Annotated in this window: 13 protein-coding genes and 1 pseudogene; 7 read left to right on the top strand and 7 right to left on the bottom strand. The window is 69.3% G+C overall.

What is annotated here, in order from left to right; all coding sequences use genetic code 11:
- Positions 1-366: 366 nt before the first annotated feature.
- The 3 genes and pseudogenes from ACZ4S3_RS32210 to ACZ4S3_RS32200 all read left to right on the top strand — a co-directional run bounded on the left by ACZ4S3_RS32210 (position 367) and on the right by ACZ4S3_RS32200 (position 2,349).
- A complete protein-coding gene (locus ACZ4S3_RS32210) occupies positions 367-561 on the top strand; it encodes a hypothetical protein (protein ID WP_467940631.1) in 195 nt (64 codons plus the stop codon).
- 309 nt (positions 562-870) lie between these two features.
- Positions 871-1,062: pseudogene (locus ACZ4S3_RS32205) on the top strand (transposase); the annotation flags it as partial.
- A 543-nt stretch (positions 1,063-1,605) separates the two neighbouring features.
- Positions 1,606-2,349, top strand: a complete 744-nt coding sequence (locus ACZ4S3_RS32200) for an SDR family oxidoreductase (protein ID WP_467940629.1) — start codon at positions 1,606-1,608, stop codon at positions 2,347-2,349.
- Between the two features lie 486 nt (positions 2,350-2,835).
- On the opposite strand, the gene ACZ4S3_RS32195 is transcribed toward ACZ4S3_RS32200, so the two are convergent.
- Positions 2,836-3,288, bottom strand: a complete 453-nt coding sequence (locus tag ACZ4S3_RS32195; protein ID WP_467940627.1) for a winged helix-turn-helix transcriptional regulator — start codon at positions 3,286-3,288, stop codon at positions 2,836-2,838.
- Positions 3,289-3,397: 109 nt separating this feature from the next.
- Between ACZ4S3_RS32195 and ACZ4S3_RS32190 the strand changes: the two genes are divergently transcribed.
- Entirely contained in the window at positions 3,398-4,711 is a 1,314-nt protein-coding gene (locus tag ACZ4S3_RS32190) for an MFS transporter (RefSeq protein ID WP_467940625.1), read from the top strand.
- A gap of 317 nt (positions 4,712-5,028) precedes the next feature.
- Here ACZ4S3_RS32190 and ACZ4S3_RS32185 read toward each other — a convergent pair whose 3' ends face one another.
- On the bottom strand, positions 5,029-5,943 hold the full coding sequence (locus tag ACZ4S3_RS32185; protein WP_467940623.1) for an MBL fold metallo-hydrolase: 915 nt from the start codon (positions 5,941-5,943) through the stop codon (positions 5,029-5,031).
- Between the two features lie 101 nt (positions 5,944-6,044).
- Here ACZ4S3_RS32185 and ACZ4S3_RS32180 point away from each other — a divergent pair, with 101 nt between their 5' ends.
- Positions 6,045-6,971: an AraC family transcriptional regulator gene (locus ACZ4S3_RS32180; RefSeq protein WP_467940621.1), complete on the top strand. Its 927-nt coding sequence runs from the start codon at positions 6,045-6,047 to the stop codon at positions 6,969-6,971.
- Between the two features lie 381 nt (positions 6,972-7,352).
- Here the strand turns inward: ACZ4S3_RS32180 and ACZ4S3_RS32175 are convergent, their stop codons facing one another.
- Positions 7,353-7,904 (bottom strand): YciI family protein, encoded by a 552-nt coding sequence (locus ACZ4S3_RS32175; RefSeq protein ID WP_467940619.1) that lies wholly within the window; start codon positions 7,902-7,904, stop codon positions 7,353-7,355.
- A 227-nt stretch (positions 7,905-8,131) separates the two neighbouring features.
- Positions 8,132-9,034, bottom strand: a complete 903-nt coding sequence (locus ACZ4S3_RS32170; protein ID WP_467940617.1) for an NAD(P)H-binding protein — start codon at positions 9,032-9,034, stop codon at positions 8,132-8,134.
- Positions 9,035-9,176: 142 nt separating this feature from the next.
- On the opposite strand from ACZ4S3_RS32170, the gene ACZ4S3_RS32165 reads away from it, so the two are divergent.
- Positions 9,177-10,151 (top strand): Lrp/AsnC family transcriptional regulator, encoded by a 975-nt coding sequence (locus tag ACZ4S3_RS32165; protein ID WP_467940615.1) that lies wholly within the window; start codon positions 9,177-9,179, stop codon positions 10,149-10,151.
- Between the two features lie 362 nt (positions 10,152-10,513).
- On the opposite strand, the gene ACZ4S3_RS32160 is transcribed toward ACZ4S3_RS32165, so the two are convergent.
- Positions 10,514-11,671 carry an FAD-dependent monooxygenase gene (locus ACZ4S3_RS32160; protein WP_467940613.1) on the bottom strand — a complete coding sequence of 386 codons (1,158 nt, stop codon included), beginning with the start codon at positions 11,669-11,671 and terminating at the stop codon, positions 10,514-10,516.
- A gap of 118 nt (positions 11,672-11,789) precedes the next feature.
- Here ACZ4S3_RS32160 and ACZ4S3_RS32155 point away from each other — a divergent pair, with 118 nt between their 5' ends.
- Positions 11,790-12,347 carry a TetR/AcrR family transcriptional regulator gene (locus ACZ4S3_RS32155; protein ID WP_467940611.1) on the top strand — a complete coding sequence of 186 codons (558 nt, stop codon included), beginning with the start codon at positions 11,790-11,792 and terminating at the stop codon, positions 12,345-12,347.
- Positions 12,348-12,396: 49 nt separating this feature from the next.
- On the opposite strand, the gene ACZ4S3_RS32150 is transcribed toward ACZ4S3_RS32155, so the two are convergent.
- The gene (locus tag ACZ4S3_RS32150) at positions 12,397-12,597 is read right to left on the bottom strand and encodes a GNAT family N-acetyltransferase (protein WP_467940609.1); all 201 of its coding nucleotides are present in this window, start codon (positions 12,595-12,597) and stop codon (positions 12,397-12,399) included.
- A gap of 302 nt (positions 12,598-12,899) precedes the next feature.
- Complete coding sequence (locus ACZ4S3_RS32145) at positions 12,900-13,334, bottom strand: hypothetical protein (RefSeq protein WP_467940607.1); 435 nt, start codon at positions 13,332-13,334, stop codon at positions 12,900-12,902.
- Positions 13,335-13,552 lie beyond the last annotated feature (218 nt).

Below are 13,552 nucleotides of genomic sequence, written 5' to 3'. Positions count from 1 at the left end.
GCGCAAGGGGCGCGCCGCGAAGGTCGAGACGCATGACCAGCACGGCGATGTGCACCTGGTCTTTGCGTTCCACGAGCACGAGCCGGCGCGGGAGGTCGGTGAGTGGCACGAGGTGGTCGAGAACAGCATGCGTCTGGCGCACCGCCGCAGCCCTCACATTCTGGCTTCGAACATGATCGACCATCGACCGGTCAAGTCCTGGACGTCCCAGTGCTCGCCAATTGGGACAACAGCGGCAGCGGTCGGATAAACCGACCTGAAAGCACCTGAGAGCGCTTTTGTTGCTACCTACGAGTTAAAGGCGTTTTTGTCACTTGGCGTCGAGGGATACTCCGAGCGACCATTCCCTCGCACCGGGAGAACACCATGCGAATCCGTACCGCACTCGCTGCCACCGCGCTCGCCGCAACCGCCATCCTTGGAGGTGCAGGCGCCGCAGTCGCTGCTCCCATCCCCGCGCCCACCAACGCCCCCGCCAACATGCCCACAGGCGACGACCCCAGCGATGCCGAGGACTCCGGGTTGATTCCCTCCATGTTGAGCCATCTCGGCGTCGTCTGAGGCCGGCTCAGCCCGTAAGCACCCTGCAGCACGCAGCCAGACTGCCCGGGGCAACCGGCTGCCCCGGTGAGTCCCACCGGCATGTCCACGCGAACCGGCTCATTACCACCGCGGTGGCGTTTCTCAGCCATCGCCTGGCCACTGTCCTGGCGATCGCGGTGGCAGCGCGGTCCCCGAGGCATCCTGCTCGGTCAGGGTGCCGGCGGCTCGGCGGCTCGGCAAGGAAGAGGAGGGGCTGAGGAGGTACGGCGCGCGGCCCGGCGCCGGCTCGTTGCTGAGGCGGACTGCAGGACCGCGACCAGTTCCCCGATGAGCCCGGTGAGTTCGTCCGGAGTGAGCCAGAGCGTGCCCTGGTGGTCGCGGCCGATCCTGCCGGTGAGCAATGGGCGTTGTGGTCGCTGGCGGGATCATCGGCAGATGATCAATGGGATCCTGCACCGGGTGGGGACCGGAGCGCAGGGGCGGGACCTGCCGAAGCGGTTCGGCCCGTGGAAGACGGTCGGCGTGGCTGAGCCTGCTTGCCCGCCTGGTGGAGGTGGTCCACGACGCGAGGGTCTGGGCCGTTCGCGCGGCGGCTTCGGCCGCCACGCTCCATCTGAACGCCGATGGCCGCCGTCGGCCGCCGTCGCTGCTGGTCTTGGCGGCCCTCGCAAGCGCGGCGTCGCAGCCCCTTGCGCGTACACCGAGCACGAGCTGCGGGGCTGCCCCCTGCGATGACACGCAGGATGACACGCAGAAGGACGGCCGTCAGGACCCGGCGTGACGCGACCTGATCCGAAAAGACCCACAACGCAGGCCCGGCCACGGCGCGTTCGGTGTGGCGCCCGGCGGTGTCGCTCCGGCGCGTTCTGGCTGCCGTCGCGCGTCGTCGGCCGTACCCACCGTTCGCTCCAGGCGTTCAACTTCCTGTTGGGTGAAGCGCTGGGAGACGCCTCCAGTGTCCGTGATCGGCAATGACGTGGACGCGCGGGCTCGGGACGATCTAGCGTCGGGGCAGCGACGGCGCCGCACTCCGCGCGCATCGCACCGGTACAGGGGGAGACCATGTCCAACGGGAACGTGTCCATCGAGAGCACCGAAGCGCCCGTCACTTTCCTCACCGGCGGATCGAGCGGGATCGGGGCGGAGACCGTGCGCCGCCTGCTGAGCCTCGGCCACCGGGTCGCGGCGACCGGGCGGAGCACGAAGAAGCTGGCCGTGCTGGCCGAGGCCGCGGCGGAGGCGGGCGCGGGCGACCGGCTGCTGACGTTCGAGGGGGATGCGGCGGACTGGGGGCAGGTGTCGTCGGCGGTCGAGGAGACCGTGCGCGCGTTCGGGCGGCTGGACTACGCGATCGCCAACGCCGGGTACTCGACCAACGGCAACGTCGAGACCGGCGACCCCGAGGAGTGGCGGGGCATGGTGCTCACCAACGTCCTGGGTCCCGCACTGCTGGTGCGGGCCGCGCTCCCGGCGCTGAAGGCGTCGCAGGGCCGGATCGTGCTGATCGGGAGTGTGGCGGGGTTCAAGAACACGCCCGGCAACCTGTACTCGATGACGAAGTTCGCGGTGACCGGGCTGGCGGAGAACGTTCGCATGCTGACGACCGGGTACGGGGTCGGCACGACGCTGATCGCGCCGGGCCGGGTGCGGACGCCGTTCTGGGACGACCGCCCCGGCGGCGCCGACGCGGCGGGCCCGATGATCTCCGCCGAGCACCTGGTGGACACCGTCGTGTGGGCGATCTCCCAGCCACGCGGCGTGGACGTGAACACGCTGGTGGTCCGGCCGATCGGCCAGTCGAACTAGGGCGTGTCTGAAGGATCACGGCTTGAGCCAGAGGAAGATTCCGGCGATGTGGAGTGCTGCCTGATAGTTGGTGGCGAGGCAGCTGGAAGTGCTGGAGTTCCGCTCCTCCAACCATGCCCACCGGCCCGTGATCGAGGCCCTGGCGCTGGTGGCCCGGTACGCGAATGCCGGGCCGCGGCGTGCTCATCTACTGGCACGGGGAGAAGAAGTCCCTGGCCATCCACTCGCAGCCGATCAACTGCACCGTGATCGCCTACGGCAAGGGCGGGGAGATCGCCTCGAACCGGCGCGACGAGCGGGAGATGCGCGACGAGCGGGAGATGTTCGTACTCTGCCTCAGAATCTCGCAGTCGGCCCTGGCCTACGTGAACACCCTGATGCTCCAAGACGTCCTGGACGAGCCGGAGCGACAGGCTGCCCAGGCCCCTCACCCGGTCTCGGAATCATCGACAGAGCGGCGTGCCGGCACCGGGGCTCCGGCTCAGGTCACTGGGTGGAGATCTTGTGGACGGTGGTGTCGTCGGGGTTCAGCCGTCGCCCGTCCGCAGACAGCACTTCCAGTGCGCGGAGGCGATGTCCCTGTCGGCGGTCGACCAACTGTGAGTGTGGTTCGCCGGGGGCGAAGAAGTTCTGTTCGCCCCACTGCCGCAGTGCCACGATGACGGGGAAGAGCGCCTTGCCCTTCGGAGTCAGTACGTACTCGCGGTAGGCGCTGCCGTCCGAGGCGGGGACGGATTCGAGGACACCGCCGGCGACCAGGGTGCGCAGACGCGCGGTGAGGATGTTCTTCGCCACGCCGAGGCTGCGCTGGAACTCCCCGAAGCGCCGGCTTCCGTCGAAGGCGTCTCGCACGATCAGCAGGGACCACCAGTCGCCGATCGCGTCCACCGACCGGGCAACGGGACATTCGCTGTCGTCGAAGCGCGTCCTGGTCACCATGGCTTCCCTCACTCACTCTCACGATGGTTGCAACATGCTACCAAAGAAGGCTACCGTCGCCGTCACCATTGGTAGCAAGATGCAACTGAATTTGCGGAGGAGTGTGCTGATGCCCGGCAACGGTGAAGCTGTGACACGACGGACCGAGTCCCGAAGCGGGGTCCGAAGTGGGGTCCGAAGCGGGGCCCGAAGTGGGGCCCGAAGTGGGGAAGGTTCCGCGTTCGTCCTGTCCCGTGGCGTCGTCATCCTGTTCGCCGTCGCCTGCGGGGCCGCGGTGGCCAACGTCTACTTCTCCCAGCCGCTCCTGGTGACCATGGGCCACGACCTCGCCATGAGCCCGGCGCTTGTCGGCAGCGTGGTCGCCCTCACGCATGTCGGATACGGGCTGGGACTCTTCTTCCTCGTGCCGCTGGGAGACGTGACCGACCGCAGACGGCTCATCGTGGCCCAATTGCTGCTCCTGGTGGTGGCGCTGGCCGTGGTGGCCGCCGCCCACACGGCAGCGATCCTGCTCGCGGGCATGGCTGCGACGGGACTTCTCGCGGTCGTCACGCAGACGCTGGTGGCCTTCGCGGCATCACTGGCCCCTCCCGCCGGGCGCGGACGGGTCGTCGGTCTGGTCACCAGCGGCGTGGTCATCGGAATCCTGCTCGCCCGCACCGCATCCGGCCTCATGGCCGATCTCGCGGGCTGGCGCTCCATCTACCTCGCCTCGGCCTCGCTCACCGCTCTGCTCGCCCTGGTCCTGTACCGAGTCCTGCCGCGCCACAGTGACGCTCCGCCGACAAACCTGCGCTACGGACAGCTCCTGCGCTCCACGATCACCCTGTTCGCACGGGAACGACTGCTGCGGCTCCGGGCCCTGTTCGGTCTGCTGATCTTCGCCGCCTTCAGCACCCTGTGGAGCAGCGTCGCGTTGCCGCTCAGCGAGGCCCCGTACTTCCTGCCCCACAGCGCGATCGGGGCGCTGGGGCTGATCGGTGTCGCCGGTGCCCTGGCCGCGACCGTGGCGGGCCGCCTGAACGACCGCGGACTTTCCGGGCGGACCACCGGCATCGCCCTGGCACTGCTCGCCGCCTCATGGCTGCCCTTGGCCTTCACCCGCAACTCGCTCTGGGCCCTGGTCGTCGGGGTGATTCTTCTCGACCTCGCCGTGCAGGCGGTCCATGTCACCAACCAGACCCTGATCTACGCGCTGCACCCGGACGCCGGCAGCCGGCTGATCGGCGGATACATGGTCTTCTACTCGATCGGCAGCGCCACCGGCGCCATCGCCGCGACCTCCCTCTATACGGTGGCCGGCTGGGGCGCCGTATGCGCGCTGGGCGCCGCGTTCAGCTGCCTCGGGCTCATGCTGTGGGCGTTCACTCGACACAGCACCCCGGGCCCCGCCGCCAAGGTGACCTCTCGCAGCGAAGCCTGAGCGTTCTCGCCGAACGTTGAGTGACGGGCGCGCCGCAGGTCGGAGGAGTGTGCGGCCCCTTCACCATCGCCTACGACCCGGCGAACGCCGACGTGTTCCGTGCCACGCCCACCGTGCTTGTCGACGAGGAAGGGCCGCTTCGATAGCCACGTCCTGAACAAGCGTTGAAGAAGCCGTCCGGTAGGCCGAGTCTGCGCACGTCGTTCCGCTTGTTGTGCGACGTGCGCGGCGGGCTCGGCATCGTGAGCGCCCTGGACGACAAGCGCGACCTGTTCGCTGAGGATGAGGTGCGTGTCGCCGTCAGAGACTGACGCTCTCTATTTCGTGCCGGCGGCTGCCCATGGACCGAGGGCGAACCCACCGCTCTCCCGTCGGACTTCCACGGCACCCGCACCACCGAAGTGCGCAGGGACGACCAACTCCCGTTCATCAGCTGCCCGTTGGAGAATCCGACGGCGGCTGGCCACCGCTCGTTCCGGGGTCAGGCAGAAGCAGCTGTTGCAGGAGGGCTGGAGGATCTGCACCGGGCTGTGCAGCAGATCTCCGACGAAGACCGCCCGGTCGCTCCCCGATGCGAGTCGCAGCACGGACGAGCCGGGAGTGTGGCCTGGCGCGGACTCCAGGGTGAGGTGTTCGTCGATGCGGTGGAGGCCATCCCACAGCACGGCCTGTCCGGCCTGGTGGACGGGCGCGATGCTGTCTTCGTAGACCAGGCGGTCGTCCTCCCGCAGCCCGTTCCCGTACGCATTGTCCGGACCGAAATGGAAGTCGTCGGCGGCCGGAATGAGGTAGGTGGCGTTGGGGAACGTCGGTACCCACTCCCCGTCTGCGTCGACGGTGTTCCAGCCGACATGGTCGCCGTGGAGGTGGGTGTTGACGACGACGTCGACATCCTGCGGGCGGACCTCGGCCGCTGCCAGGAGCCCGAGAAAATCACCCTGCCAGTGATGAAACTGCGGCGAACCGGGTCGCTCACGCCCGTTGCCGACCCCTGTATCGACCAGGACGGTCCGCCCACCGCTGCGCAGCACCCAGGTCTGCAGCGCAACCACCGCCTGGTCGCTGTCCGGCTCCCAGTGGTCCGGCGCCAGCCAGTCCTCGTTGTCCTTCCACACATCGGCGGCAGACTCCGGAACCAGGCCGCGGGCAGGCGTGAACGGGCCCTGCCACTCAACGACCCGGATGACCTCGACATCCCCCAGCACGATGCTCTGCACATTCTCGTTCGTCATGTGCTCGACCTTAAGAACGGCCGGCCGAGCGGCTCAATGCGTATTCTGCTCAGGGAAATGCTCATCCGTCTCACACCTCAGGCGGGCGATACCCTGCGTTGATGGATGTGGTGAGCGACGCGATCTCTGCTGTGCGCCTCGGGCACCCCTCGTCCAACCGGGTACGGGTGGGCGGGAGTTGGTGCGCGAGGCTGGACCCGTACGACGGCGCGGGCTTCCACGTCGTCCTGGAGGGCAGCTGCTGGCTGCTGCCCGACGGCGGTGACCCGGTCTCCCTCGGCGTGGGTGACGCGGTGCTGCTGCCCCATGGCACAGGCCATGTGATCGCCGACTCCCCAGTCGATGCGCCGGCCGTGGAGAGGGCGGTGCCGTTCGGGCAATGGCTTGCGGGGACAGGCCCGCGAACCCGGTCTGATCGTGGTGGGGTGGAGATGCTGTGTGGCAAGTACCGGCTCGACCGCAGCCGCGTACACCCGCTCATGGCGGAGCTTCCCAAGGTTGTCCACCTTCCCAGCCGAGTAGGCAGCCACCCCGAACTCCGCGCCGCCATCGACCTGCTCGCCGGTGAGCTGGACGCGAGGCGGCCCGGGTCCTGCATCGCGCTTCCGAGCCTGCTCGACCTGCTGCTCGTCTACATGATCCGCTCCTGGATGACCGAGGCCACCAGCGGAGCCTGGCCCGGCGTACTGGGCGACCCGGTGACTGCCGCCGCCCTGCGGGCCCTGCACTCAAACCCGGCCGCCCCGTGGACCAACGACCGCCTGGCCGCAGAGGCGGGCGTCTCCCGTCCCACCCTGGCGCGCCGGTTCACCAGTCTGGTCGGCCGCTCTCCGATGGCGTACCTCACCTGGTGGCGCCTGACCCTGGCCGCCACCCTGCTCCGCGACACCCCAGACACCCTGGCCACCATCGCCCGCCAAGTCGGCTACGGCAGCCCGTACGCACTCTCACACGCCTTCGACAGGGAGTTCGGTACGACACCGGGGCGGTATCGAGCGGAGGCCGCGGGCCGATCACCGGCTGCCTGACAGATCCCTGCCGAATTCCCCACCTGTTCCGCTCCCCGCCGGAAGCACCTGCCGCACCCGCGGCGGCAAAGTCGCCCCGAAGCACCACACCCCGCGCTTCACGCTCGTCCCCGCGCTCCGCGCCGAGCTCGAAGTCCGCACCCCCGCTGACCGTGGCCCCGGCCACCCGTGGGAGATGGGCCCAGTCATCGTCGCCGAGGACCTGCGGCACCACGACATAGAGGTGGAGCTCCTGACCGGCCCGCTCAAGGGCGTCTACGACCCCTCCAGGCAAACGGCGTCCTCGTCCCCGCGACCGCTGGGAACAGAGAGGGGGACACGAGGATGCTGAGCGATCCGAAGGGCTTCGGCGGTGACGTCGGCCTGGACGTCTTCGGGTTGTTATGAAGGCCGCCCGCCGAACTGCCAGTTGTGCACCTCGATGTCGGCGTACCGGTCCGGGGTCAGGATGGCGCGTGCCGTGTCCGGGTCCGGCGCCCGGACCAACGCCGCCGTGCCCAGCCAACTGACGCCATCGTCGGACAGCAACGGCCCGTAGGCGATCAGCTCGTCCCGGTCGGGCGGCACCGCGAGGTCGGCGGCATGCCCCGTGCCGAGGCCGATCACCAGGTATCGGTTGCCACCGGTCCGGCCGCCGGGGTAGTCCCACATGGTGCGCCCCAATGTGTTGCGCCACCGGCGCAGCAGCACGTCCCGGTACACGCCGGCCTGGTAGTTGGGCTCGTCGAAGGCGAACGCGCGGGCGGCGGCGGGGTCTGGCAGGTCGACGATGTGCACGCTGCCGGTGGGTGTGTCGCCGTCGCCGGTGAGGGTCGGGCCCCGGGCGATCATCTCCTTCGCGTACCGGTCCATATAGGACCAATGCTCTTCCAGTAGCTCGTCGCGCAGCGGTACGGAGCCGGGCCGGTCGCGGTGGTAGCAGAAGAACTCCATGCCCATAGGGTCTCTTGGAAGAGGTAGTCAGGTCGAGCGGGTTTGAGTTGCGGTGAGGTTCCGGGTGGCCCGGGGGCCCGGGTGGTGCAGAGCTTGCCGGCCGGGCCGAGTTCGACGGCCGCTTTCTCCGGGTGATCAGCAGGCGCGAGTTTGCGGTGCTGGGCCAGCGGGGTTGTCGAGCGGAGCCGGAGCCGGAGCCGGAGTTGGAGCTGGCCGGCTGGCCTGCGTCAGGGCGTTGGGCGGAGGTCGGTGGCGTGGTCGGCGACCCAGTCGCGGTAGGTTCGCGCCTGTGTGCCCGTGACCGCCTCGATCGTGGAGGTGATGGCGGGGCGTGGGGCTGCCAGCATGTCGGCGTAGCCGTCGAGGAGCGCGTCCGCGAACGAGTCGGGGAAGCTGTCATCGGCCAGGAGGCGTGCTCTCGCCGCTTCCCGGGAGAGTTCCTCCCAACGGATCGGGCGGCCCAGTACTTCGCCGATGGTGTGGACCTGTTCCACTTGCGTCAGGACCTCGGGGCCGGTCAGCGTGTACGTCTTCCTGTCGTGGCCGTCCTCGATCAGTGCCCGCACCGCCACGGCCGCGATGTCCGCCTCATGCAGGAGGGCCATGGGAACCGCGCCGTAGGCGCTCTCCACGACGTCGCCGGCGCGGATCTGATCGGCCCACCACAGCGTGTTGGCGGCAAAGGTGCTCGGGCGCAAGCGCGTCCACCGAAGCCCTGACTGCTCGATGCACTGCTCGACGGCCGCATGGGACCGGCCCACGGGATGCGGCTGCCGCTCGGGGGCGACTTCGTCCTGTACGGCCCCGGAGGACAGGAAGACCACCCGGCGGGTGTGCCGCTTGATGGCGTCCACGACCGCGGCGGCCGGTTCGGCGCTGTGGAAGGGCCACATCAGGAAGACGGCGTCCACTCCGTGCAGTGCCGACTCCAGCGCTCCGGAGTCGGCCAAGTCACCTTGGCGTACCTCGACGTTCTGCGGCAGCCGGGCCTGATCGGGGGTGCGGGTCAGTGCCCTCACCTCACCCGCTCGGGCCGCCAGGAGCTGGGACACCACCTGTCGGCCTACATTCCCGGTCGCTCCCGTGACGAGGATCTTTCTGCCGGCGCGCATCGACCTGTTGGCGTACATCGACGGCCTCCCTGTCTGTCGAGTCCGGCCGGCGCCGAACTCTTCGTCGCATCGGACACTCGTCCACGATCGCCATGGCGGGCAGTGCGATCCACTCAACGCCGGAATCGCGCAGGGAACCGTCAATGGGTAGCGTGTGGTGATGAATTCCGTCGCCCTGGATGCGGTTGACCGTGGTCTGGTGCATGCCCTCCAGATCGATGGGCGCGCACCGTTTCGCACCATGGCCGAGGTTCTTGGCGTTTCGGAAAACACGGTCGCCCGTCGCTACCGCCAACTGCGGTCATCCGGTGTGCTGCGGGTCGTCGGCGTCGTCAACGGCGTACTGCTCGGCCACACCTCCTGGATGCTCCGGCTTCAGTGCACCCCCGATGCGGCCGGCGCCATCGCCGACGCCCTGGCCGCCCGGCCGGACACGTCCTTCGTGTACCTCCTCTCCGGAGGAACGGAGATCGCCTGCAACGTCCAGACGCCGTCCGCCGCCGACCGCGATGCCCTGCTGCTGCACAAGCTCCCCAGAACCAGCCGCGTCACCGCGGTCTCCGCACACTTGCTGCTGCGCGCCACGGCTCTGCCCGGTGACTGGGCGGGAGCCGCCTGGCTCTCCGAGGAGCAGGCCGAGCACCTGCGGCCCACCCCGCCGTCCCCGAACGCCGAGCCGGTGGTTCTCGACGACCAGGACCGGACGATGCTGGAGATCCTCGCTCGTGACGGACGGGCCAGTTACACCGAACTTGCCGCCGCCGTGGGCGGGGCGGACTCCACCGCCAAACGCCGCATGGACACCCTGCGCCAGGCCGGGATCCTCACCTACGCCGTCGACATTTCTCCGGCCTCGCTGGGCTTCCCCACCCAGGCGCGCCTTTGGATGTCCGTGCAGCCCTCCGAACTCGCCAACGTGGCACGAGAGATGGCCGCACACCCCGAGATCTCCTTCGCCGCCATGACGACGGGCCCCAGCAATCTCGTTGCCGCCGTCAACTGCCGCAACTCCGATGACCTGTGCCGGTACCTCACCGAGCGCGTGGCCGCATTCGACGCCGTCCGGTCCCTGGAGACCGCACCGGTGATCCGCACCCTGAAGCGCGCCGGGATCAGCCTTCCCCCGGCACACTGACTGTGACCGGCTTACCCGCGCCTCGAGTGTCGCGTCTGCTGCGGGCCCGCGGGATAGCCGCATCAACGCTCCGGTGGCCGTGAGGTGGTCTGCTTTCAAGGTTCCCGCAACCCGGCCCGTCGTGAAAGATCGAGGCTAACGGGACAGGCCAACCGAGACGTGACGTTGACCGGCATGCCTGCGCCGCTCGCTGATCCACCTGCCGCCGGCGCGATGGTCACAGCCCTCTGACTGATGGCCAAGCTGATCAGAGGTTCCTTCCGTGGCGGCCGTCGGATCTCGCAAAGCGGCGATCTCACGGCCGAGGTGCCGGCGCTGCGCCCTGCCGGTGAGGCCACGGCGCCGAGGCCACACGTGTCCGGTCAGCTCCGTTGCGGGGGTGTCCAGTCGGCATGGCGCAGGAGGGTACGGACGGTTGCGCGGGACGGGGCCAGCCGGAGTGCCGTGTTGCGCAGCGTTGTGGCCAGTGGGTGGGTGAGCTGCTGGCCCATTCGGCCGGCCTGGCGGGCGGCGCGGGCGACGGACTGGCTGCGGGGGCGGCGCTCGGTGTCGTAGCGGTCCAGCGCCGCCTCGACGGTGGGCTCGGTGGTGAGTACGGCGGCGAGTGTGGCCGCGTCCTCCAGGGCCTGGCAGGCGCCTTGGCCGAGGTTCGGGGTCATGGCGTGGGCCGCGTCGCCGAGGAGGGCGATGCGGCCCACGGCATAGGTGGACAGGGGGGTGGCCAGCTCGTTGATGTCGTGGTGCAGGACGGCCTCGGGCCGGGTCGCGTCCAGCAGCGCGGGTATCGGGTCGTGCCAGTGGCCGAACCGGCGGCGTATTTCGGCAAGGGGATCCGGATAGCGCACGTTGACGGGTGAGTTGAGGACGGCGTGCCACTCGGCGCGGCCGTCGGTGAAAGCGATGTGACCGAACTCGGCGCCCCGCCCCCAGGTCAGCTCGAAGTCGGTTTGCAGATCGACCGGGTGCTCGGTGATGGCGCGCAATACGGTCGACCCGCTGTAGGCGGGGCCGGGGTGCCGGGGGAAGAGCTGAGTGCGCAGTCCGCTGTTGACGCCGTCGGCGGCCACCACCAGATCGGCGTCGAGAACGGTGTCCCCCAGGGGGATACGCACCCGGGCGGGGTCGGAGCGGTCGACGGATGTCACCGCGGCCCCGACCACCAGGGACTCGGGCGGCAAAGCCTCGCGGAGCAGCCGGTGGAGCGCGGCGCGGGGGATGCCGACGATCGGGGTGCCCAACTCGCGCTCCAGGGCCGCTCCGTCCATCCGGGCCAGCAGGCCTCCGCCCGCGGTACGGGTGCCGCCGGTGTACTGCGGCCGTGCGGCGGCACGTACCGCTTCGCCGACGCCGAGGGCCTCCAGGGCGCGGATGCCGTTGGCGTGCAGGGAGATGCCGGCGCCCGCGTCGTCGAGAACCGGAGTGCGTTCGACGACCATCACCTCCCAGCCGATCAGGCGCAGGCCGATCGCCGCGGCCAGGCCTCCGATGCCTCCGCCGACCACCACCGCACTGCTGCCCATGCCAGTCCCCTTCCTTTCGACGTCCCTGCCACGATCTTCTACAGGTGTAGAAGGAGCCTACCTTCCGCGTCTCTGCAGGTGGAGAAAATCTCTACCTCTACAGGTGTAGAAAGGGGTGGTGACCACAGATCGACGTACCGTTCTCGCCGACGCCGCCATCGACGTGCTCGCCGAGGCCGGAATGCGAGGACTGACCCACCGCGCCGTGGACCGGGCGGCAGAGATGCCGCCGGGCACCACATCCGCGTACTACCGCACCCGCCAGGCACTGCTCACCGCATTGGTCCGGCGTCTCGTCGAACGCGATCAGGCGGAGCTGCAGACGGCGGGGGAGCGGACGCCGGTGCCGCGGCACGCAGATGAACTGACGGCCGTGATCGCCGCGTTCGTCGAACGGCGGCTCACGGGAGAAGGGCGGAGGCGGTCCCTCGCGCGCTACGCATGCGCCGTCGAAAGCGTGCGCCACCCGGAACTGCGGGAGATCCTCGTACCGCGAGAGAACGCCGCCCGGAACACCGTGCGCGAGTTCCTGGCCGCGCACCGCGTAGCGGACGCCGAAGGCCGCAGCCTTACCCTGCTGGCCTGCGTGGACGGACTGGTCTTCGACCGGCTGTTGGGCGGCGGGAGTGTGCCCGAGGAGGAGATCCGGGGGCTGGTCACGGCCGCACTGCGCTAACCCCGGAAGACAAGAGTGGCGATGACGACTTCACGGCCCCGGCCGCAACTCACCGGGCGATGGTGAACCGCAGTTCTGGCCGCTCCCAGGCCACCTTCGGCGGCAACGGGGCAACCGTTCCCATCCGTTCGGCATCCAGACGGCGGTAGAACCTCTCGGCCGGGGGATGGGAAGCGACACGCACGTCACTCAGCCCGGCCTCCCCGGCCTGACCGATCATGTGCTCCACCAGGAGGCGGCCGATGCTCATCGCCAAGTAGCTCCGCATCCTGCTCGGCGGCACGTCTGATCATCGTCGACTGCATCCCTGCAGTATGGGGGCGAAGGTGGCAACCAGGTATTACTGATCCGCTGTCGAAACACGCCCTGGAACGAGCCGGAACGGCTCAAGCGCCTGTGTCGCACCCCGTGATGGAATGCGGGCGCGACCTACTGGCTCAAGCTCAACCGGGCTGCGCAGCACGGCAGTTGGGCTGGAGGTTCCGCGATTGCGCAATCCGTGATGTGCCTCTCTCGACGGACTGAAGTGCGTCGTCGCCGGCCGAGGAAAGGTCAGAAGACCAACCTGACCCTTGTCTCGAGCAGATGCGGCTCACGGTCCTCTGCCACGCAGGACAGCGCCTCCCGTACCGCAAGGGCGCCCAGGCGGAGGAAGACCAGCTCGCAGGTGTCGACCCAGTGCCAGGACAGGGCCCGCACGATGACCCGGGCGCTTACGGGCGCGCCTCGGCGGGCGTCGGGGTCGTCGCTCTCCGCGCCGGCCAGCTCTCGCATGACGCCTTCGGCGAGGAATTCTTCGAACTCCGGAGCCGGTTCGGGCTGCGCGGTGCAGGCGAACTCGATGGAGGAAACAACCCCTGCGGGTACCGGCTCGAAGTCCAGCTCCACCCTGCCGAACGTCGGGACGCACGCGCCAGTCGTCTGCCGGGAGTGCACCTTTACTCCGTGTACGGAGCGGGGGAGGGCGATAGTTGGCGTGGCAGTCATGAGCGCACGATACGGGCGGCGACACCGCCACGCCCGCAAGGCACAGGAAGACGCCAGGACCGCACGGATCGGAGGGTCCTGCCGCGCTCACCGGCTCGCCGCCGGAGCATGCCGGAGACCGCGACGGGTGCCAGGGAAAGGAGCACGCCCCGGCACCCGACCGGACCACCTCGGCGGCGACAAGGCATCCCCGAGGAGGGGTGCCAACTTGTAGTGGG

This window comes from Streptomyces sp. NPDC028368, assembly GCF_055565615.1.
Note: the sequence above shows the minus strand (reverse complement) of the source record. Positions and strands in the feature narration are given on the sequence as shown.

What these genes read in the sequence shown, in the direction of transcription:
- ACZ4S3_RS32210 (WP_467940631.1), top strand. Translation starts at nt 367, where the DNA reads ATGCGAATCCGTACCGCACTCGCTGCCACCGCGCTCGCCGCAACCGCC.
- ACZ4S3_RS32200 (WP_467940629.1), top strand. Translation starts at nt 1,606, where the DNA reads ATGTCCAACGGGAACGTGTCCATCGAGAGCACCGAAGCGCCCGTCACT.
- ACZ4S3_RS32195 (WP_467940627.1), bottom strand. Translation starts at nt 3,288, where the DNA reads ATGGTGACCAGGACGCGCTTCGACGACAGCGAATGTCCCGTTGCCCGG.
- ACZ4S3_RS32190 (WP_467940625.1), top strand. Translation starts at nt 3,398, where the DNA reads ATGCCCGGCAACGGTGAAGCTGTGACACGACGGACCGAGTCCCGAAGC.
- ACZ4S3_RS32185 (WP_467940623.1), bottom strand. Translation starts at nt 5,943, where the DNA reads ATGACGAACGAGAATGTGCAGAGCATCGTGCTGGGGGATGTCGAGGTC.
- ACZ4S3_RS32180 (WP_467940621.1), top strand. Translation starts at nt 6,045, where the DNA reads ATGGATGTGGTGAGCGACGCGATCTCTGCTGTGCGCCTCGGGCACCCC.
- ACZ4S3_RS32175 (WP_467940619.1), bottom strand. Translation starts at nt 7,904, where the DNA reads ATGGAGTTCTTCTGCTACCACCGCGACCGGCCCGGCTCCGTACCGCTG.
- ACZ4S3_RS32170 (WP_467940617.1), bottom strand. Translation starts at nt 9,034, where the DNA reads ATGTACGCCAACAGGTCGATGCGCGCCGGCAGAAAGATCCTCGTCACG.
- ACZ4S3_RS32165 (WP_467940615.1), top strand. Translation starts at nt 9,177, where the DNA reads ATGAATTCCGTCGCCCTGGATGCGGTTGACCGTGGTCTGGTGCATGCC.
- ACZ4S3_RS32160 (WP_467940613.1), bottom strand. Translation starts at nt 11,671, where the DNA reads ATGGGCAGCAGTGCGGTGGTGGTCGGCGGAGGCATCGGAGGCCTGGCC.
- ACZ4S3_RS32150 (WP_467940609.1), bottom strand. Translation starts at nt 12,597, where the DNA reads ATGAGCATCGGCCGCCTCCTGGTGGAGCACATGATCGGTCAGGCCGGG.
- ACZ4S3_RS32145 (WP_467940607.1), bottom strand. Translation starts at nt 13,334, where the DNA reads ATGACTGCCACGCCAACTATCGCCCTCCCCCGCTCCGTACACGGAGTA.